Here is a 19071-nt window from a genome sequence, read left to right as displayed (position 1 = left end):
CCGGTCCGCGGGAGTCCCGACACGAAAGGGGCAGCACGGTATGAGCCCGGCCACCACAGCCGCCGACACCACTGTGACCCTGCACCGCCGTTTCATGCTGCGCGTGGCCGGCCTCCCGGTCGGCACCGTCGAGGTGCTGCGCGCCCCGGAGACCGCCGGCTGGGCCGCCCGCACGGCGGCCGAGGAGGACAGGCTGCGCGCACTGGGCGCCCGGCTGAGCGACCCCCTCTCCGCCGCCGTCGGCGCCACCGAGGACGCGGCCCTGCGCCGCCGTCTGCTCGCGCTGCGCCGCCAGGTCTTCAACAACCGCCTGCCCGCCGACCTCCCCGCCGCCCGCGCCCTCGCCTCGGGGCTGGGCGGCGACACCGGCGCGGACCTCACCGCGTGGCTGGACGCGCGGCTGCGCTGGGAGGAGCTGCGCGCCGAGGGCGAGACGGTGCTCGGCGGCGCGCTGGCCCGTACCCGTGCAGCGTTGCGCGGGCTGGCGCTGGACGACCGGCTGCGCCGGGGTCTGCTGCTGGCCTCGCCCACGCTGGAGGAGCGGCTCGACGCGTTCGCCACCGACAGCTCCCCGGCGCCGGGCAAGCGGGCCCGGAAGATGGAGCGTTCGCTGCTGTCGTACCTGTACCGGACCGCCTGCAAGACCAGCCCGTTCAGCACGCTGACCGGGGTGGCGCTCGGCGGTTTCACGGAGGGCGGCGACCTGACCAAGGTGGGCGACGCCTGGACGAGCCACCCCCGGCTCAACGTGGTCGTCCTCACCCGGCTCGCCGAGCTGATCGTGGCCGACCCGGCGCGCCGCGCCGACCTGCCGGTGGCACCGGCCTCGGGCTGGACGCGGGACGACGACCGGGTGCGCTATGTCCGGCGGGCGGTCACGGCCGGGGACGACAGCGCGCCGGTCAGTTTCGACGCCGCCCAGGACCGGCTGTTCTTCCTGCGCCGGCAGGGCGCCCTCGACGGGATGCTGACGCTGCTGCGCGACACCGAGGGCACACTGACCCACGGCGACCTGGCCCGCTGGCTGGCCGCCTCCACGGGCGCCGGGGAGGAGGAGGCGGGCCACTATCTCGCCGCGCTGCGTGAACTGGGCATGCTCCAGATCCCGTTGCTCGACACCGGCGTGCACAGTCCCGACCCGCTGCGCGGCTTCCAGCGGGCGCTGCGGAGCCTGGGCGTGGAGTGGGCGGACACCGTCGCCGCCCGGCTGGACGGCCCGGCCGGAGCGGTCGCGCGGTACGGGGACGCCGATGTGCCCGCCCGGCGCTCGCTGCTGGCGGAACTCCGCAGCGAACTCGCCGCCCTCCAGCTCGACTTGGGCGCTGAACGCCCCGTGCTTCCGCAGACGTTGCTCTACGAGGACGTCTCGGCCGGGACCACCGGCGCGCCGCTCGCCGAGTGGGCCGAGCCGGTGGCCGCGCCGTTGCGGTCGATCGGGCGGGTGCTGCCCGCCTTCGACGTGGCGCTGCCCCAACGGCTCACCCTCAAGGGCTTCTTCGTCGCCCGGTACGGGCGGGGAGGTCGCTGCGAGGATCTGCTGCGGCTGGTCCACGACTTCCACGAGGACGTCTTCCGCCAGTACCTCCAGTTCACCGCGGCCAAGGACGGCTACCTCCCGGACGGCAGCCACGCGCCGGAGGAGAACTGGCTCGGCGTCCCGGAGATCACCTCCGTCGACCGGGCCCGCGCCACGCTCACCGCACGGATGCGGGAACGCTGGGCCGAACTCCCCACCGATGCCAAGGAGTTCGTACTCGACGACGCGACCGTGGACGAGATGGCCGACGCCCTCGGCGCCGCCGCGCCCGCGTTCCGTCCGCAGAGCCACTTCCTCCAGCTCGCCCGCCGCGAGGACGGCCCGCTGGCCGTGCTGAACAACTCCTACGGCGGGCTCTGCTTCCCCTTCACCCGGTTCACGCACTGCTTCGACGGCCCGGACGGGCCCGGCCTCACCGACTCGCTGCGCAACGCGCTGCGTTCGGTGCTGCCGCCCGGCGCGGTCCTCGCCGAGGTGACGGCCGGAGCCGCGACCACCAACCTCAACCTGCACGGCCGGCTGACCGACCACGAGATCGTCTGCCCCGGTGAGAACAGCACCGCCCCCGAACAGGCCCGCCTCCACCTGGACGACCTGTACGCGGTGCACGACGAGACCGAGGACCGGCTGCTGCTGCGGTCCCGGCGCCTTGACCGCGAGGTCGTCCCGGTCTACCTCGGCTATCTGGTGCCGATGGTGCTGCCCGAGATCCCGCGCACCCTGCTGCTGTTCTCCCCCACCTCCCGTTCGGTGCCGGACGTGTGGCGCGGGGTGCCGGCGGGCGAGGCGACGGACGGTGTCACCCGGCGTCCCCGCGTCCGCCATCACGCCCTGGTGCTCCAGCGGCGCTCCTGGACCGTCGCCGACGGCCGCCTCCCGCTGCGGGAGCCCGGCACCCCGGACGCCGACTGGTATCTCGCCTGGCACCGCTGGCGGGTCCGGCACGGCCTGCCCGCCCGCGCCTTCGCCACCGTCCACGAGGAGACGGCGGACGGGCAGGGCACGGCCTGGTTCGGCGGGTCCAAGCCGCAGTACGTGGACTTCGAGAGCCCGCTCTCGCTGACCGCCCTGGAGGCGCTCCTCGCCGGGAAACGGGCCCGGACCGTCTTCGAGGAGATGCTCCCCGCCGAGGACGAACTGCACGTCACCTCACCGCGCGGGCGGCATGTGGCCGAACTCGCCGTCGAACTGCTGCCCGTACCGCCCGCCCGGACCGAAGAGGACGCCACCCCATGACGACCGCTCCCACCGAAGCCTCCGCCCTGCCCGGCCAGGCGCCCGGCGAGTGGCTGGCCGTGCACGTCTTCTACGCGGCCAGCCCCCGCCCGCTGCTCGTCCAGTGCGTCCGCCCGCTGGTCGACGCGCTCACCGAGGAGGGCCTGCTCGCCGGGTACTTCTTCATCAACTACTGGCTGGAGGGCCCGCACTTGCGCCTCCGCCTGAAACCGGCCCGCGCCGCCGACGCCCCCGTGGTCCGGGAGCGGGCGCACGCCGCGCTGGAGACCTTCCTGCGCGAGCGGCCCGCGCTGTACGAGGTGAAGGACGGCTTCTTCGCCGACCTCTACGAGACCCTGTTCGCCCTGGAGTTCGGCGACGAGGAGCGCGCGGAGTACCTGGGCCCGGACGGCCGGATGCTGCTGCGCCCCAACAACTCCTTCGAGGACCGCCCGTACGAGCCCGAGTACGGCAAGTACGGGGGTCCGGCCGGGATCGAGCTGGCGGAGTGGCACTTCCAGCACTCCAGCGACCTGGTCATCGAGGCCGCTCGCTCGATGAACCTCCATCTGCGTACCGTACTGCTCGGGCTTTCGGCCCAGTTGATGACGGTGATGGCGGGTACGTTCCTGCGGGACGACGAAGCCCTGCTGGCCTTCCTTGACCGCTATCACACCTTCTGGAACCGGGCGTTCGCCAGCACCAACTACACCGCCGACGACGGCTACGACCGCGCGTACACCGCGATGGGCGCGAGCCTGCCGGGCCGGTTCCGGGACATCCGGGCGGCGGTCGCGGCGGGCGACACCGGGCGGCTCCCGGCGTTCCTGCGCGGCTGGGCCGAGCACTGCGCCGAGCTGCGCGACCGGGCCCTGGCGCTGACCCGGGACGGCGCGCTGGTGTTCCGCTCCTGGGACGGCAGCCGGGATCTGCGCCCCACCGACCCGGCCCAGGCGCTGCCGATGCTGCTGTCGCCGTATCTGCACATGACCAACAACCGGCTGAGCACGACCGTGCGCGACGAGGCGTTCCTGTCGTACGTGCTCGCCCGCGCCCTCCGGGACGGCGGCGCGCGGGGCGACGGGGCCGACGCGGGCGACTCGCTGGCGGGCTGGCGCCGTGGGGGTGAGGGGTGACCACCGGGACGTTCCTTGCCAGTCGGCCCAGGGTCCGCCCCGATCTGGTGGCGGGGCCCCGGCTGGTGCGCGGTGCGGCCCGTATCCATCTGCTGAAGGACCCGCGTACCGGGCGGCGGCTGGAGCTGGGGCCGAAGGAGCACTTCCTGATCAGCCGGCTGGACGGTTCCCGCACGCTGGAGGAGCTCGGCGAGGAGTACGCGGGCGCGTTCGGTGCCCGGCTCGGGGAGGCGCAGTGGGGGCAGTTGCTCCGGCTGCTGCACGGGCGGGGGCTGCTGGAGGGCTCGCCCGCGCCGTCGGCGGCGCCTCCGGCCGGACCCGAGCGGCCGCCGAACGGGATTCTGGCCGGCCGGACCCGGATGGTGGCGGACGCGCCCGCGCTGATGGACCGACTGCACCGGCTCACCGCGCCCGCCCGGCGGCCGGCCGTGCTGGCGGTACTGACCGCGCTGGCGGTCGGTGTGTTCGTCGCCGTCGCGGTGCAGGCCGGGACGTTGTGGCGGCAGACGGAGGAGACGGCGCGGCAGCCGGTGCTGCTGTTCGCGATCGGCTGTGTGCTGTGGTGCGGGCTGGCCCTGCACGAGCTGGCGCACGGACTGTTCGCGCGGGCCTGGGGTGGACGGGTCACGGAGATCGGGCTGCGCTGGATCTGCTTCGCCACCTATCTGTACTGCGAGGTGGAGGACGTCCAGTTCCTCGGCAGCCGGGCCCGGAAGGTGGCCACCGCCTGCGCGGGCGTCTTCGCCAACCTGCTGTTCCTGGTGCCGTTCTACGCGGTGTGGGCGCTGCTCCCCGCCGGCGCCGACGCCCGGCCCGCGCTGGGGGCGCTGTTGCTGCTCGGCACCGTCCTGGGCGTGGCCAACCTGCTGCCGCTGCCCCCGCTGGACGGCTACAAGGCGCTCGGGCACGCGCTCGGAGTGGCCGCGCTGTCCGAGGGCGCCCGTACCTTCACCGGCCTCGCGGTGCGGGCGGTGTTCCGGCGGGGTCCGGGTCTCGCCGCGTACCCGGCGCGCCTGCGGCTGCTGTACGGCGGGTTCGCGCTGCTGACGGCGGTGCAGAGCGCGGCGCTGCTGGTGCTGTGCGGGGCCGCGCTGCGGTCCACGCTGCCGGACGGCCTGGCGGTGCTCGCCTGGTCGCTGCCGCCCGCACTGCTCGCCGCCGTCCTGCTGCTGTGGGCGCTGGGCGGGCTCGGCCGGCGCCTGCGGGACCGGCGTACCACCCAGGCGGACCCGGCCGCCTCCCCCGATGCGGGGCATGAAGTCCCGTCCGTAGTGACCCAGTTGAGGAAAGGCGAGATGAGCGCACCCGACAGCAGGACGGAGGCCGCCCCGCGCGGCGCCGCTACCGAGACCGTCGTCGCCCTGGACGGCGTCAGCAAGCGCTACGGGGAGGTGACGGCGCTCGACGGCGTCTCCCTTGAAGTGCGCCACGGCGAGTTCTTCGGCATCCTCGGGCCGAACGGCGCGGGCAAGACCACCCTGGTGGAGATCGTGGAGGGCATGCGGGAGGCCGACTCCGGCAGTGTCACGGTGTTCGGGCAGCGCCCCTGGCCGCGCGACATCGCGCTGCTGGCCCGGATCGGGGTGCAGACCCAGGCGTCGGCTTTCTTCGCCCGGCTGACGGCCGCCGAGCATCTGCGCACGGTGGCCGCGCTGTACGGCATGGCGCCGAAGGCCGCGCGGACGGCGCTGGAGCGGGTCGGGCTGACCGAGAAGGCGGACGCGCGGATCGACCACCTCTCCGGCGGCCAGCGCCAGCGGCTCGCGGTGGCCACCGCGCTGCTCAACGAGCCGGAGCTGATCTTCCTGGACGAGCCGACGGCCGCCCTCGACCCGGAGGCGCGGCGCGAACTGTGGGAGCTGCTGCGGTCGTTGCGGTCCGAGGGGCGGACGATCATCTGCACCACGCACTACCTGGACGAGGCCGAGGCGCTGTGCGACCGGGTGGCGATCATCGCCGGGGGGCGGGTCGTCGCGCTGGACTCGCCCCGCAGCCTGATCCGCGCCCTGGCCGCGCCGACCCGCCTGCTGGTCCCCGCCGACAAGCTCTCCCCCGAGGCCGCCCTCGCCCTGGCCGGCGTGGACCGGGCCACCGTGCAGGGCGCCGATCTGGTCATCGAGACGACGGTGCCCAACCGGGTACTGCCCGCCCTGGGCGACCTGGTGGACATCGACTCGGTCTCCGTGCGCACCCCCACCCTCGAAGACGCCTACCTCTCGCTGACCGGCACCGGATCGGAGCACCACCGTTGAGCGCCTACGCCGCACTGACCAGGGCCACCTATGTCGCGAGCGTGCGCGACAAGACGACCCTCTTCTTCACCTTCGCCTTCCCGCTCGCCTTCCTGGTGCTGTTCGGCCTGATCTTCCAGGGCGACAAGGTCAATGGCGGGCTGGCCTCCATCAACTACATCGCGCCGGGCGTGCTGTCCTGGGGCGTGGGCAACGCGGCCGTGTTCTCGGTGGGGTTCGCGCTGATGCAGTGGCGCCGGGACGACCTGCTCCGGCTGATCTGGCGCACCCCGACCCCGCTGCGCACCCTGCTGGCCTCGCGGTGGACGGTGGCGATGGGGGTGGCGATGGCGCAGACCGTGCTGTTCACCGCCGTCGCGCTGCTGCCGTTCTTCGGGCTGAGGCTGATGGGCCCCTGGTGGGCGGCGCTGCCGCTGCTGGTGCTGGGGGTGACCGCGTTCCTCGCCATGGGGCTGGTCGTCGGCAGTCTTGCCGACACCCCGGAGGCGGTCGCGGCCATCGCCAACCTGGTGATGGTGCCGATGGCGTTCCTGTCCGGCTCGTTCTTCCCGGACGACCTGATGCCGGGCTGGCTGCGCACCGCCGCGAAGGTGCTGCCGCTGCACTATCTCAACGACGGTCTCACCGACGCCATGGGCGGCCGGGGCGACCTCGGGGACATCGCGCTGGACTGCGCGGGCCTCGCGGTGTTCGCCCTGGTCTTCGGGGTGGTCGCCACCCGGATCTTCCGCTGGAGCAACCGGACATGACGACGACGATGACCCCGCTGGAGGCCGCGCGGGCCGACCTGCACTCCCGGCTGGCGGCGCGGGCCGGCGCCGCCGGGCTGCCCGCGCCCGCCGTCTCCCGGATCGGCGACACCAACGTGCTCGGCGACACCGGACTCGCCTGCGGCCCGGCCGCCACCGTGCACCTGACCGCGCAGGCCGTCCTGCTCGGCCCCTGGGGCGGCGCCCCTGCGGCCGGTCCGGCGTGCGGGACCTGTCTGGCGATGCGCCGCCAGCGGCTGCGCACCCGTACCGAGCGGGACGCGCTGGAGACCGGTACGCAGACCACGGCGGCCGGGGCGTGGCCGGTGCTGCCCGACCACACGGTGGACGCGGTGTGGTCGCTGCACCGGCTGATCGCCTCCGGCGCCGCCCGGCATCCCGCCGAGGGCCCGGACGCCGGGCTGCCGCAGGTCACCGAGCTGGACCTGGAGACGCTGCGGGTACGGACATTCCCGCTGCTGCCGGAGCCGATGTGCCCGCGCTGCCGTCCCTTCACCGAGGAGTCGGCGGCCCGCGCGGCGAAGGAGGCGACGCTCCCCGCACCCGGCCCGCTGCCCAAGCCGCGCCCGGACTCCTACCGGCTGCGCCGGGCGTCGGACCATCCGCTGCCGGTGAAGGCGCTGGCCAACCCGGTGTGCGGGGTGCTGGGCGGCGGCACCTGGATCGACGTCACCTCCCCCACCACCGCGCCGGTCGCGGGCAGCGTCTTCATGCGGGGGTACGCCGGTCTCACCGACGTCACCTGGAGCGGCCAGGCCAACTCGTTCGCCGACAGCCGCGACCTGGCCTTCCTGGAGGGCCTGGAGCGGTACGCGGGCACCCATCGCCGGCACCGCGCCCCGGTGGTGACGGCCTCGCTGGAGGAACTGGGCGACCGCGCCCTCGACCCGCGCGCCTGCGGGCTGTACGGGCCGCGCACCTACGCCGAGGACCCGATGGTCGAGCCCTTCGACCCGGCCCGGCCGATCCCGTGGGTCACCGGCTGGTCGCTGCGGGACGGCCGCCCGGTACTGGTCCCGGCCCGGCTCGTCTACTACAGCGCGGGCACGGCCGCCGACAACTTCGTCTTCGAATGCTCCAACGGCTGTGCCACCGCAAGCAGTTGGGAGGAGGCCGTCTTCTTCGGCCTGCTCGAACTGATCGAGCGGGACGCCTTCCTGCTCGGCTGGTACGGCGATCTCCCGCTCCCCGAGATCGACCTGGACTCGGTGCGCTCCCCGGCGGTGCGGGCGATGGTGGCGCGGGCCGCGCTCCAGGGCTACGACGTGCATGTCTTCGACAACCGGGTGGACCTTCCGGTGCCTGTCGTCACCGGGCTCGCGGTCCGCCGCGACGACGCGCCGGGCTCCCTGGCCTTCGCGGCGGGCGCGTCCTTCGACCCGGAGACGGCCGTGGAGTCGGCGGTCTCCGAGATCCTCACGTACATCCCGCACCTGCCCGGCCAGGTCGCCGAGCGGCCCGTCGAACTCGCCGCCATGGCCGAGGACTTCGACCTCGTCAAGCGGCTCCCGGACCACGCGGCGCTGTTCGGGCTGCCCGCGATGCGGGTCCACGCCACCGGCTACCTCAAGCCGCCCCGCACGGCCCCGCTCGACGAGCTGTTCGCGTCCTGGGAGCAGCGGCGGCCGCGTACCGGCGACCTCCGCGACGATCTGCTGCTGGTGCGGGACCTGCTGGGCGAGGCGGGCTGCGAGGTGATCGCCGTCGACCAGACCACCCCCGAGCAGCGGCGGATGGGGCTGCGCACGGTGGCCGCGCTGGCTCCGGGGCTGCTGCCGATCGACTTCGGCTGGACCCGGCAGCGGGCCCTCACTCTGCCGAGGCTGCGGACCGCGCCGTACCGGGCGGGCATGGTCCCGGCGCCGCTGCGGGAGGAGCAGTTGCGGCGGGTGCCGCATCCGTTCCCGTGAGCGGGGCAGGCGTTCTGCTCGTCGGGCGCGGGCCGTCAGAAAGACCCGCGCACACCGGCGGTCCCCGGCGCGCCGAGGCGGGCCGGGGACCGTGGGTGCGAGTCGCCTTGGGTCAGGCGGTGCAGGAGGTGGTGCTGGTGGTGCTGGAGCAGGTGCTGGTGGAGGAACAGCTCGTCGACGAACCGAGCATGACCTCGCTGGCGTCCGAGTAGTCGGTGATCTCGAAGGTCTCCGACTCGAGGTCGAGGATCTCCTGGGCGAGGGAGGCGAGGGTGTTGTCAGCCATGGTGGCTCCTTCCGGGTCAGGTGACCTGCGGCCGGCCGGGACGGCCCCGTCCGGTGGTGCGCTGAACCAGCCGGAGGAGCGTGCCCCCCGACACCCACCTTTCTACGCGCGTCCCACGCCAACTCCCTGACCGATGGCTGTCACTTCGCTGACACCCCCCGTACGACGACCCCTGGAGCCCCCGCCGTGAGCAGCGACCAGTCCCCTCCGTCCGTGACCGTGGGCGGTGGTGTGCCGCCCGGTCTGGACGCCCTGCTGCCGTCCACCGCCGAGCTGTATCTCGACCTGCACCGCCATCCCGAGCTGTCCGGCGCCGAGGAGCGCACCGCCGCCCGGTTCGCGGAGCGGCTCGTGGCGGACGGCTTCCGCGTGCTGACCGGGGTCGGCGGCCACGGGGTTGCCGCCGAACTGGCCAACGGTGACGGCCCGGCCGTGCTGCTGCGGGCCGAGCTGGACGCGCTGCCGGTGGCCGAGGAGACCGGCGTACCGTACGCCAGCACCGCGACCGCGCCGGGCCCGGACGGGCGGCCGGTGCCCGTGATGCACGCCTGCGGGCACGACGCCCATCTGGCGTGCGCGGCGGCGGCCGCCCGCTGGCTCGCGGCACACCGGGACCGCTGGCGCGGCACGCTGCTGGTCGTCGGGCAGCCGGCCGAGGAGACGCTGAGCGGCGCCCGCGCCATGCTGGAGGACGGCCTGTACGACCGGATCACCGCCCCCGACGTGGTCCTCGCCCAGCACACCGCCGCGTTCCCGGCCGGGATGGTGGCGCACGCCGACGGGCCGCTGATGGCGGGCAGCGTCACCATGGAGGTGGTCTTCGAGGGGGACGGCGGACACGCGGCCACCCCGCATCTGACGGCCGATCCGCTGCTGGCGGCGGCCGGCGCGGTGACCCGGCTCCCGGCCGTCGCCGCCCGCGAGACGGACCCGGCGGAACGGCTGCTGGTCACCGCGTCCTCGCTGCGCGCCGGGGACACCGGGCGCACCGGGAACGTCATAGCCACCCGCGCCGAGCTGCGGGTCACCGTCCGCGCCCTCTCCGAGGCGGCGCTCGTCCGGGGCACGGCGGCGGTGGAGCGGGTGGTGCGCGCGGAGGCCGCCTCGGCCGCGCTGCCGCCCCGGGTCACCGTGCGCGAACTGGCCCGCTCCGGCGTCACCCGGCCCGACCCCGGTGTCACGACAGCCGTGCGCGCCGCCCACCAGGCCGCCTTCGGCGCGGCCCGCGTCACCGGCTGGCCCGCGTCGTCGGCGACCGAGGACTTCCCGCTGCTCACCGGCGCGGGCGGCCATCTGCACGGCCGGCCCGGCATCCGGGGCGCCTACTGGATGCTCGGCTCGGTCGGCCCCACCCAGTGGGCGGCGGCCCCCGGCAGCGGGCCGGCCGAGAAGTTCCGCGGCCTCCCCCACAACCACTCCCCCCGCTACCTCCCCAGCGTCCGCCTCACCCTGGACACAGGCACAGCCGCCCTGGTCACGGCCGCCCTGGCCCAACTGGACCCGGCCGCGCGGTGACTCCCGTACGCGTGGCCCGGATCACCATCCGAATGCCGGACGGTACCGGCGGCGCGCGGTCACGGCCCGTAGGCTGAGCCCTGCAGCTGGTTCGCCCCGTCCGCCAGGCGGGGTGTCGCAAGAGGGAACCCGGTGGGAATCCGGGACTGCCCCGCAGCGGTGAGCGGGAACGACCGCCGTCATACGCACTGGGTCCGACGCACGGATCTGGGAAGCGACGGCCAGTAGGTGTCCTCGTGACGAGGACGAGCCCGCGAGTCCGAAGACCTGCCATCTGCCCGTGCGCGAACTCGCGTACGGAGTTCCGGTGACCTCGAGGGCGGGTCGGCGTACGCAACCAGTCGGACCACCGCGCCGCACCGCGCGGGCCGGGGCCGCCTGGCCGTCACCCCTTCACGTGCTCGTCCCGTCGCCGGGACCTCAGGGATCCATCTCGTGAAGGAGATCTCCGTGACACCGAAGTCCGCAGCCGCGGCAGCACGGTCGACCGTGTACGGCTACCCCCGCCAGGGCCAGGACCGGGAGCTGAAGAAGGCGATCGAGGGCTACTGGAAGGGCCGCGTCACCGCCGAAGCCCTCCGGGCCACCGCGGCCGGCCTCCGCCGCGCCAACGGGCAGGCGCTCGCCGAGGCCGGCATCGACGAGGTCCCCACCGGGGACTTCTCGTACTACGACCACGTGCTCGACACCACCGCGATGGTCGGCGCGATCCCCCGGCGGCACCGGGCCGCCGTCGAGGCCGACGCGCTGGACGGCTACTTCGCCATGGCGCGGGGTACGCAGGACGCGCCGCCGCTGGAGATGACCAAGTGGTTCGACACCAACTACCACTATCTGGTACCCGAGTTGGGCCCGGACACCGTGTTCTCAGCCGACTCCGCCAAGCAGGTCGCGGAACTGAAGGAGGCCCTCGCGCTGGGCCTCACCGCCCGGCCGGTGCTCGTCGGCCCGGTCACCTACCTGCTGCTGGCCAAGCCCGCGCCCGGTGTCCCCGCCGGCTTCGACCCGCTGACCCTGCTGGACCGGCTGCTCCCGGTGTACGCCGAGGTGCTGGCGGATCTGCGCGCGGCCGGGGCGGAGTGGGTGCAGCTCGACGAGCCCGCACTGGTGCAGGACCGCACCCCGGCCGAGCTGAACGCGGCCGAGCGCGCCTACCGCGACCTGGGCGCGCTGCCCGACCGGCCCAAGCTGCTCGTCGCCTCCTACTTCGACCGACTCGGCGAGGCGCTGCCGGTGCTGGCGAAGGCGCCGGTGGAGGGGCTGGCGCTGGACTTCACCGAGGCCGCGGCGGCCAACCTGGAGGCGCTCGCCGCCGTCGGCGGACTGCCCGGCAAGCGGCTGGTGGCCGGGGTCGTCAACGGCCGGAACGTCTGGGTCAACGACCTCTCCAAGTCCCTCGCCACCCTGGGCACCCTGCTCGGGCTGGCGGGCCGGGTCGACGTGGCCGCGTCCTGCTCCCTGCTGCACGTGCCGCTGGACACCACCCCCGAGCGGGACATCGAGCCGCAGATCCTGCGCTGGCTGGCCTTCGCCCGGCAGAAGACCGCCGAGATCGTCACCCTGGCCAAGGGTCTGGCACGCGGCACGGACGCGATCACCGCCGAACTCGCCGCCAACCGGGCCGACCTGGCCTCCCGTACCGGGTCCCCCATCACCCGCGACCCGGCGGTCCGGGCGCGCGCGGAGGCCGTCACGGACGCCGACGCCCGCCGCGCGCAGTCCTACCCCGAGCGGGCCGCCGCCCAGCGGGCCCACCTCGGGCTGCCGCTGCTGCCGACGACCACGATCGGCTCGTTCCCGCAGACCGGCGAGGTGCGCACCGCCCGCGCGGACCTGCGCGCGGGCCGGATCGACACGGCAGGGTACGAGGAGCGCATCAGGGCGGAGATCCAGGAGGTGATCTCCTTCCAGGAGAAGACCGGCCTGGACGTGCTGGTGCACGGCGAGGCCGAACGCAACGACATGGTGCAGTACTTCGCCGAGCAGCTCACCGGCTATCTGGCCACCCAGCACGGCTGGGTCCAGTCCTACGGCACCCGCTGTGTCCGCCCGCCGATCCTGGCCGGCGACATCTCCCGCCCCGAGCCGATGACGGTCCGCTGGACGACGTACGCCCAGTCGCTCTCCGACCGCCCGGTCAAGGGCATGCTGACCGGGCCGGTGACGATGCTCGCCTGGTCCTTCGTCCGCGACGACCAGCCCCTCGGCGACACCGCCCGGCAGGTCGCGCTCGCCCTGCGCGACGAGGTGAACGACCTGGAGGCGGCGGGCACTTCGGTGATCCAGGTGGACGAGCCCGCGCTGCGCGAGACGCTCCCGCTGCGCGCCGCCGACCGGCCCGCCTATCTCGCCTGGGCCACCGAGGCGTTCCGGCTCACCACGGCGGGCGTCCGGCCAAAGACGCAGATCCACACCCACATGTGCTACGCCGAGTTCGGTGACATCGTGCGGGCCATCGACGACCTCGACGCCGACGTCATCAGCCTGGAGGCCGCCCGCTCCCACATGCAGGTGGCCCGCGAACTGGCCACGCACGGCTACCCCCGCGAGGCGGGTCCGGGCGTGTACGACATCCACTCCCCGCGCGTGCCGAGCGCCGAGGAGGCGGCCGAGCTGCTGCGTACGGGGCTGAAGGCGATCCCCGCCGAGCGGCTGTGGGTGAACCCGGACTGCGGCCTCAAGACCCGCGCCTGGCCGGAGACACGGGCATCGCTGGAGAATTTGGTGGCGGCGGCCCGTACCGTGCGGGGTGAACTGCGTTAGTCCCGGCGTCCGTTCGTCCCGGTCCCGCGCTGCGAGGCCGGGACGCACCCGTGTGATCAGGAGGTTTCCCGGATGACCAGTCGCCTGCTGCTCGTCCCGCCCGCCATCGGCCCCGCCCTGCGCGAGGCCCGCTTCTACGACGGTTCCTCGTCCATCGACGAACCCGTCAGCGTGACGGCCGCGGACCTGCCGCAGGCGGCCCGGGTGGTGCTGTCACCCGGCGCCCGCTGCCGGGACACGGCCAAGGCACTGGGCCTCCGGGGCACGGAGACGGCAGCCCTCGCACCCCTGGACGCCGGACGCTGGCGCGGCCGCACCCTGGCCGAGGTCGGCGTGACGGAGGGCGAGGCCCTGGCCCACTGGCTTGCCGACCCGGAGCACCCGGCACCGGGCGGGGAGTCGGCAAGGGACGTGTGCGCGCGGGTAGGGCGCTGGCTGGAATCGGTGCCGGAGGGCCGTACGGTCGCCGTCGTGGAGCCCGAGGTGGTGCGGGCGGCCGTGGTGCACGCGCTGGGCCTGCCCGCCGGGGCGTTCTGGCGCCTGGACGTGGCGCCGCTCACGGCGACGGAGCTGTCCGGGCGGTGCGGGCGCTGGAACCTGCGGCTGGGGCGACCGCTCGGGGGCGAGTGAAAGGGGCCCCGGAGGTTCTCCGGGGCCCCTCTCGCCGTTACGTCACCGGCTCAGTGGGAGGCGGCGACCGCCTGGCCGGTAGGGCGCTCCGCTGCGGGGCGGGGGTTCAGCAGGCGGTCGGCCAACTCCCCGAAGAGCAGGCCGAAGCCGGCCCACAGGACCGTCTGGATGGCCAGGGCCGAGAGGCGGAAGCGCCACAGGAGGGTGGCCGGGAAGTGTTCCGGCACCTCGTTGACGACGGGCAGGAAGGCGTACGCCAGGCCGATGGCGACGGCGAAGGCGGCCACGGCGGTGAAGGTGGCGTACCAGTTGCCCAGGCGTGGGGCGAGCCGTTTGCCGAGGAGGGTGGCGCCGATGGCCAGGAGCACGCTGAGCAGCATCATCAGGAAGTACAGCGTGGTGCGCTTGCCGATGGTGTCCGGGTCGCCGACCGAGGGCGGGTTCGCCGGGTACTTCAGGAACGGCACGACGTACACGGCGAGCAGCGCGGTGCCGGACAGCAGGAGCGCGGTCCCGCGCGGGCCGAAGCGGCCCACCCGGCCGAGCGCGAAGCAGTAGGCGAGCGCGGCGATCCCGCCGAAGGCGACCCCGTAGACGAGGACGCCGGTGGCCAGTCCGGCGGTGGACTGGAGCGAGCGGGAGACGACTTCGACCTCGTGCTCGTGGGAGTGGTGGCCCTCGAAGCTGATGGCGCTGTCCACGTTCGGTTCGCCGAGGAAGTACGCGGCGATCAGGGCGAGCACTCCGGCGCCGAGGCCGGCGAGCATGCCCCGCACGAGGAGGTTTCTCACGGTTGCGGAGTTCATGGGTGTGCGGCGTCCCTCGCGTCAGTGGCAGGGGAAGCCGAGCAGGTGGCGGGCGTCGTGCACCCACTCGTGGACGTCCGTGCCGCTGAACACGGAGGTGGCGCCCTGCTCGGCGCCGACGAAGTACAGCAGGACCAGCATGAGGACACCGAAGAAGACCGCCCAGGGCGCTATCTCCTTCAGCGGCAGCTTGGCGGGAGCGACGGACGTTCCGGCTGTCGGCTGAGCGACGGTCTGCGCCATGGCAGTACCTCCTCTGGGAGTTCGCGTCCCATCTCGGTGGTGCACAGGACGACGGCCACGGGTCTGACTCGCGCGGCCCCTCGAGGGACCGCGCACACAGTGGCGCGACCGTGCCGGTTTCTCACCGGCTTCCGTCTCGCCGTCGTCGATATCGCCCCGACGGTACCGCGTGCGACCTGCCTGGCCAAGACCGCGCCCCCACGGGTGATCTTCCTCTCCCGAGGGGGCGTGCTCCGGGGGTACGGATCAGAAGTCGTCGGCGCCGTTGCGCAGTTCGGTCGTCCAGTAGCCGGTGAGCGCCTTCGGGAGGTCGACCGCGATGCCGCCGCCGGCGGAGGAGTTCACCGCGATGACGGAGGAGTCGCCCTGGAGGATCAGCTGGAACGCGTTCACCACCTCGTTGTCCTCGTCCACCCCGCCGTCGGAGAGCTTGACCAGCGCGAAGGCCGGGTCACCGGGGTTCAGCACGGTCGGCACGGCCGGCTTGCTCTTCGCCACGGACGGCACGTCCTGCCGGTGGCCCTCGATGAACTGGATGTGCGGGAACCCGGCCATCTCGCAACGGTGGTCGGAGGTGTTCCGCGCGGTGAGGATGATGTGGGTGTAGGGCGGGCCGTCCTGCCGCTGGGAGCCGACCTTGACGTCATGGGCCCGGCAGAGGGGGGTGGCGGTGCCCTTGCCGGCGCCGGAGGAACCGGTGCCGGTCTTGTGCGTGGTCGCGACGGCGGTGCTGGTACCGGTGCCGGTGTCGCTGCCGGCGCTCGCGCCGCCCGCAGGCGTGGAAGCGGCCACGGAGGCGGGAGCGGAAGCGGATGCCGTGTCCTTGGCCACGGGCGCCGCCCCCTCGGACTTGGTCCCCTCCCCGCTCTGGCAGGCGGTCAGGGACAGGGCGAGCGCGGCGGAGGCGGCGACGGAGAAGAGGGCCGTACGGCGCGAGGCGTTCATGATGGTTTTCCCCCGAGAGGTGAAGGTCGACAACGGCCCTTCCGAACCGCCGGCCAGCCACTGACCTGCTGACACCCCCACTCTCACCGCCCCCACTGCCGTCCCGCTGACGTCCGGCTGACGTCCCTCTGACGCCGGTCCTGTGCCGCTGCCGTCCCCCGGCTCGACCCGCCCCAGCACCTCGGCCGGCACCACGACGACCACGGACCACACCGCTCCCGCTACCCGTCCTCCCCCGCCAGTCTCCGTACCGCCTCCTCGTGTCGCTTGCGGTGGTCCGCTCGGCCGCTTACCCGGAGCAGGGCCTCCAGGGCGCGGACGGTGCCCTCGTCGTAGCCGGCGGATTCCGCTTCGTCGGCGGCGCGTTCCAGGAGGCGGAGGGCTTCGGGTTTGTCGCCGAGGGCGAGGTGGGCCTCGCCGGAGACGGTGTGGAGGAGGGAGGTGCGGGCGGCCTCCTCGTGTTCGGGGCCGAGGTCCAGGGCGGTCCGGGCGACGTGGAGGGCCTGTTCCGGGGCGCCGGAGGTGAGGTGGGTGCGGGCGAGGTGGAGGAGGGCGAGCATCTCCGTGTGCGGGTTGCCCTCCTCGCGGGCCAGGGCGGCGGCCCGGGTGCAGTTGGCCAGGGCCGCGTCCAGGTCGCCCTGGGCGGACTGGACCACGGCCAGGTTGACCAGGGACGTGGCCTCGCCGAGACGGTCGCCGGTGCGGCGGGCCAGGGCGGGTGAGGGTTCCAGGAGGGTGAGGGCGTCCGCGAGGCGGCCCTCCTCGCTCAGCACCCAGCCCAGCAGGGTGCGCACACGCGCCTCGGCGTACGGGTCCGCCACGGCCTGCGCGCACTCCAGGGCCGTGTACAGCAGCGGCACCCAGTTGTCCCGCGAGCGCCACACCACCTGGGGCCACTGGAGGAGGATGATCCGCCAGGCCCGGTCGTCCAGATCGGCGGCCCGCGCGGCGGACACCGCCCGCGCCAGGTCCTCCCGTTCGGCGGCCAGCCAGCCCATCGCCTCCGCGCGGTCCGCGAAGTCCCGTACGGCGGAAGGCCGTCGGAAGTCGGCGGGCAGCGCGAAGCAGGGCTCGCCGCCCGGCTGGGCCGTCTCGGCGGCGGCGAGGGCGGTGGCGATGTAGTGGTCCAGTACGCCCGTGAGCGCGTGCGGTCCGGCCGCGGGGTCGAGGTCGCGGGCGTAGAGGCGTACGAGGTCGTGGAGTTCCCAGCGGCCGGGCGCGGTCTCGGTGACGAGGTGGGCGGCGCCGAGGTGTTCGAGGGCGCGGGCGGCGGCCGGCGGATCGGTGCCGGCGAGGGCGGCCGCGGTGTAGGGGTCGAAGTGGGTGCCGGGGTGGTGGCCGAGCCGGCCGAAGTGGTGCGCGGCGGGGCCGGAGAGGTGCTGCACGGTCAGGCGGAGGGCGGCCGGTACCCCGGTGTCGTCGACGGCGAGGCGGGCCAGCCGCCCGCGCTCGTCGGCGAGTTCGTCCGCGAGGTGGGCGAGGGTCCACTGCGGGCGCCCCGCGAGCCGGGCCGCCGTGACCCGGAGGGCCAGCGGGAGCCCGCCGCAGAGTTCGGCGAGCCTGCGCGCGGCCACCGGCTCCGCGAGCACCCGTTCCTCGCCGAGGACGCCCGCGAGCAGCGCCGTACCGTCCTGTGCGTCCAGCGTGCCGAGGGGGACGGGACGGGCCGCGTCGGAGGCGATGAGCCCCTCCAGGCGGTGGCGGCTGGTGACGACGGTGACGCAGTCGGCGCCGCCGGGCAGCAGGGCGCGGACGGTGCCGGAGTCGCGGGCGTTGTCGAGCACGACCAGCAGTCGCAGCCGGTCGGTGAGGCTGCGGAACAGCGCGGCCGCGGCGGCGGCCGATTCGGGTATCCGGCGCGGCGGCACCCCGAGCGCGAGCAGGAACTCGCGCAGCACCTCGATCAGCGCCGGCTCACCGGTGTCGCTGAAGCCGTGCAGGTCGGCGAAGAGCCGTCCGTCGGGGAAGGCGTCGGCGTTGCGGTGCGCCCACCACAGCGCGAGGCCGGTCTTGCCGACCCCGGCGGGCCCGGTCACCAGGCACACCGGCGCCTCTCCGGCGGCGGCCCGGCCGAGCGCGGCGAGTTCGGCGCCCCGGCCGTGGAAGCCGCGCGGCACGCGGGGCAGCAGGTCGGCGTGCGCCTCGGCGGGCACGAGGGCGGGACGCGGCGGTACGGGCGTCCGCACCGGTTCGGCCGAGGGCTCGGCCACGGGTACGGCCCCGCCCTTGGGGCGCGCGGCCAGCAGCTCGGGTACGGGGTCGCCGCGCAGGATCAGCCCGTAGGCGTCGGCGAGTTCACGGCCGGGGTCGATGCCGAGTTCGTCGGCGAGGAGTCTGCGGGTGCGGTGGAACCAGTCGAGGGCCTCCGACTGCCGGCCCGCCTGATAGAGGGCGGTCATCAGCGCGGCGGACAGCGACTCCCGCAGCGGATGCGCGACGGCCTCGGTGCGCAGCACGGCGGCGGCCCGATGATGTTCGCCCAACCTGCCGTAGGCGGACGCCAGTTGCTCCACGGCGGAGAGCCGGGACTCCTCCAGCGAGTGCGCGGCGGCCTGGAGCGGCGGCCCGGCGAAGGCGCCGCCGAGGGCGGGGCCGCGCCACAGGGCGAGGGCGTCGCCGAGCATGAGCACCGCGTCGGCGGGGTCGCGCTGTTCACGGGCGAGGGTGAGCAGTTCCTCGAACCGCTGGGCGTCGAGCAGGGTCTCCGGCAGCCGCAGCGCGTACGCGTCCCCGGCGGTGAGGAGTTCGACGCCGTACGCCTCCGCGTCGCCCTCGGCGAGCAGCGCGCGCAGCCGGGAGACATGGCCCTGGATGACCCCGCGTGCCTGGCTCGGGGGCTCGTCGTCCCACAGACAGGCGGTCAGCCGGCCCGTCGGCACCGGGGTGTTGGCCGACAGCAGCAGCGCGGCGAGCAGGCTGCGGCGCTTGGCGGGGCCGAGCGGCAGCGGTCCTCGGCGGGTGTCGACGGAGACGGTGCCGAGCAGCCGGAACTCCACGGGGCATTCCTTCCGAGGCGGCCGGTACTGGAGAAAACAGCAGCATATCGGGGGGTCGCCCGGTGCC

Annotated in this window: 13 protein-coding genes and 2 riboswitches; of the genes, 8 read left to right on the top strand and 5 right to left on the bottom strand. The window is 74.4% G+C overall.

The window, feature by feature from the left end; genetic code table 11:
* Positions 1 to 40: 40 nt before the first annotated feature.
* The 5 genes from D0Z67_RS28530 to D0Z67_RS28510 all read left to right on the top strand — a co-directional run bounded on the left by D0Z67_RS28530 (position 41) and on the right by D0Z67_RS28510 (position 8820).
* Positions 41 to 2773 (top strand): lantibiotic dehydratase, encoded by a 2733-nt coding sequence (locus D0Z67_RS28530; RefSeq protein WP_051887469.1) that lies wholly within the window; start codon positions 41 to 43, stop codon positions 2771 to 2773.
* A complete protein-coding gene (locus D0Z67_RS28525; RefSeq protein WP_051887468.1) occupies positions 2770 to 3888 on the top strand; it encodes a lantibiotic dehydratase C-terminal domain-containing protein in 1119 nt (372 codons plus the stop codon). Before D0Z67_RS28530 ends, D0Z67_RS28525 begins: the two co-directional genes overlap by 4 nt.
* A 1295-nt stretch (positions 3889 to 5183) precedes the next feature.
* Positions 5184 to 6140: an ABC transporter ATP-binding protein gene (locus tag D0Z67_RS28520; RefSeq protein WP_037774389.1), complete on the top strand. Its 957-nt coding sequence runs from the start codon at positions 5184 to 5186 to the stop codon at positions 6138 to 6140.
* Positions 6137 to 6889 (top strand): ABC transporter permease, encoded by a 753-nt coding sequence (locus D0Z67_RS28515; protein ID WP_031179491.1) that lies wholly within the window; start codon positions 6137 to 6139, stop codon positions 6887 to 6889. Before D0Z67_RS28520 ends, D0Z67_RS28515 begins: the two co-directional genes overlap by 4 nt.
* Positions 6886 to 8820: a TOMM precursor leader peptide-binding protein gene (locus tag D0Z67_RS28510; RefSeq protein ID WP_031179490.1), complete on the top strand. Its 1935-nt coding sequence runs from the start codon at positions 6886 to 6888 to the stop codon at positions 8818 to 8820. The genes D0Z67_RS28515 and D0Z67_RS28510 overlap by 4 nt, the downstream gene beginning before the upstream one ends.
* 112 nt (positions 8821 to 8932) lie before the next feature.
* Here the strand turns inward: D0Z67_RS28510 and D0Z67_RS28505 are convergent, their stop codons facing one another.
* Positions 8933 to 9106: a thiazolylpeptide-type bacteriocin gene (locus tag D0Z67_RS28505; protein WP_031179489.1), complete on the bottom strand. Its 174-nt coding sequence runs from the start codon at positions 9104 to 9106 to the stop codon at positions 8933 to 8935.
* 186 nt (positions 9107 to 9292) lie between these two features.
* Here D0Z67_RS28505 and D0Z67_RS28500 point away from each other — a divergent pair, with 186 nt between their 5' ends.
* From D0Z67_RS28500 to D0Z67_RS28490, 3 genes are all read left to right on the top strand, one after another.
* Complete coding sequence (locus D0Z67_RS28500; RefSeq protein ID WP_234312610.1) at positions 9293 to 10621, top strand: amidohydrolase; 1329 nt, start codon at positions 9293 to 9295, stop codon at positions 10619 to 10621.
* 70 nt (positions 10622 to 10691) lie between these two features.
* Positions 10692 to 10910: riboswitch (cobalamin riboswitch) on the top strand.
* A gap of 161 nt (positions 10911 to 11071) precedes the next feature.
* Positions 11072 to 13384 carry a 5-methyltetrahydropteroyltriglutamate--homocysteine S-methyltransferase gene (gene metE, locus D0Z67_RS28495; protein WP_031179487.1) on the top strand — a complete coding sequence of 771 codons (2313 nt, stop codon included), beginning with the start codon at positions 11072 to 11074 and terminating at the stop codon, positions 13382 to 13384.
* A 72-nt stretch (positions 13385 to 13456) separates the two neighbouring features.
* Positions 13457 to 14014, top strand: coding sequence for a histidine phosphatase family protein (locus D0Z67_RS28490; RefSeq protein ID WP_031179486.1), 558 nt, complete (start codon positions 13457 to 13459; stop codon positions 14012 to 14014).
* A 50-nt stretch (positions 14015 to 14064) separates the two neighbouring features.
* On the opposite strand, the gene D0Z67_RS28485 is transcribed toward D0Z67_RS28490, so the two are convergent.
* The 4 genes from D0Z67_RS28485 to D0Z67_RS28470 form a co-directional block, all read right to left on the bottom strand.
* A complete protein-coding gene (locus D0Z67_RS28485; protein WP_031179485.1) occupies positions 14065 to 14820 on the bottom strand; it encodes a CbtA family protein in 756 nt (251 codons plus the stop codon).
* 21 nt (positions 14821 to 14841) lie between these two features.
* The gene (locus D0Z67_RS28480; RefSeq protein WP_031179484.1) at positions 14842 to 15063 is read right to left on the bottom strand and encodes a CbtB domain-containing protein; all 222 of its coding nucleotides are present in this window, start codon (positions 15061 to 15063) and stop codon (positions 14842 to 14844) included.
* Between the two features lie 36 nt (positions 15064 to 15099).
* Positions 15100 to 15247, bottom strand: a riboswitch (cobalamin riboswitch).
* A 62-nt stretch (positions 15248 to 15309) separates the two neighbouring features.
* Positions 15310 to 16008 carry a DUF4232 domain-containing protein gene (locus D0Z67_RS28475; protein ID WP_031179483.1) on the bottom strand — a complete coding sequence of 233 codons (699 nt, stop codon included), beginning with the start codon at positions 16006 to 16008 and terminating at the stop codon, positions 15310 to 15312.
* 221 nt (positions 16009 to 16229) lie between these two features.
* Complete coding sequence (locus D0Z67_RS28470) at positions 16230 to 19004, bottom strand: AfsR/SARP family transcriptional regulator (protein WP_031179482.1); 2775 nt, start codon at positions 19002 to 19004, stop codon at positions 16230 to 16232.
* Between the last annotated feature and the right edge of the window lie 67 nt (positions 19005 to 19071).

The organism is Streptomyces seoulensis (assembly GCF_004328625.1).
Lineage (GTDB): Bacteria > Actinomycetota > Actinomycetes > Streptomycetales > Streptomycetaceae > Streptomyces > Streptomyces seoulensis.
The sequence above is the reverse complement of the archived record's forward strand: the minus strand, read 5'-3'. Positions and strand labels throughout refer to the sequence as shown.

Bases quoted from the DNA above. Each gene is read 5' to 3' on its own strand.
- D0Z67_RS28475 (WP_031179483.1), bottom strand. From the start codon at position 16,008: ATGAACGCCTCGCGCCGTACGGCCCTCTTCTCCGTCGCCGCCTCCGCC.
- D0Z67_RS28505 (WP_031179489.1), bottom strand. From the start codon at position 9,106: ATGGCTGACAACACCCTCGCCTCCCTCGCCCAGGAGATCCTCGACCTC.
- D0Z67_RS28490 (WP_031179486.1), top strand. From the start codon at position 13,457: ATGACCAGTCGCCTGCTGCTCGTCCCGCCCGCCATCGGCCCCGCCCTG.
- D0Z67_RS28510 (WP_031179490.1), top strand. From the start codon at position 6,886: ATGACGACGACGATGACCCCGCTGGAGGCCGCGCGGGCCGACCTGCAC.
- D0Z67_RS28525 (WP_051887468.1), top strand. From the start codon at position 2,770: ATGACGACCGCTCCCACCGAAGCCTCCGCCCTGCCCGGCCAGGCGCCC.
- D0Z67_RS28530 (WP_051887469.1), top strand. From the start codon at position 41: ATGAGCCCGGCCACCACAGCCGCCGACACCACTGTGACCCTGCACCGC.
- D0Z67_RS28520 (WP_037774389.1), top strand. From the start codon at position 5,184: ATGAGCGCACCCGACAGCAGGACGGAGGCCGCCCCGCGCGGCGCCGCT.
- D0Z67_RS28480 (WP_031179484.1), bottom strand. From the start codon at position 15,063: ATGGCGCAGACCGTCGCTCAGCCGACAGCCGGAACGTCCGTCGCTCCC.
- D0Z67_RS28485 (WP_031179485.1), bottom strand. From the start codon at position 14,820: ATGAACTCCGCAACCGTGAGAAACCTCCTCGTGCGGGGCATGCTCGCC.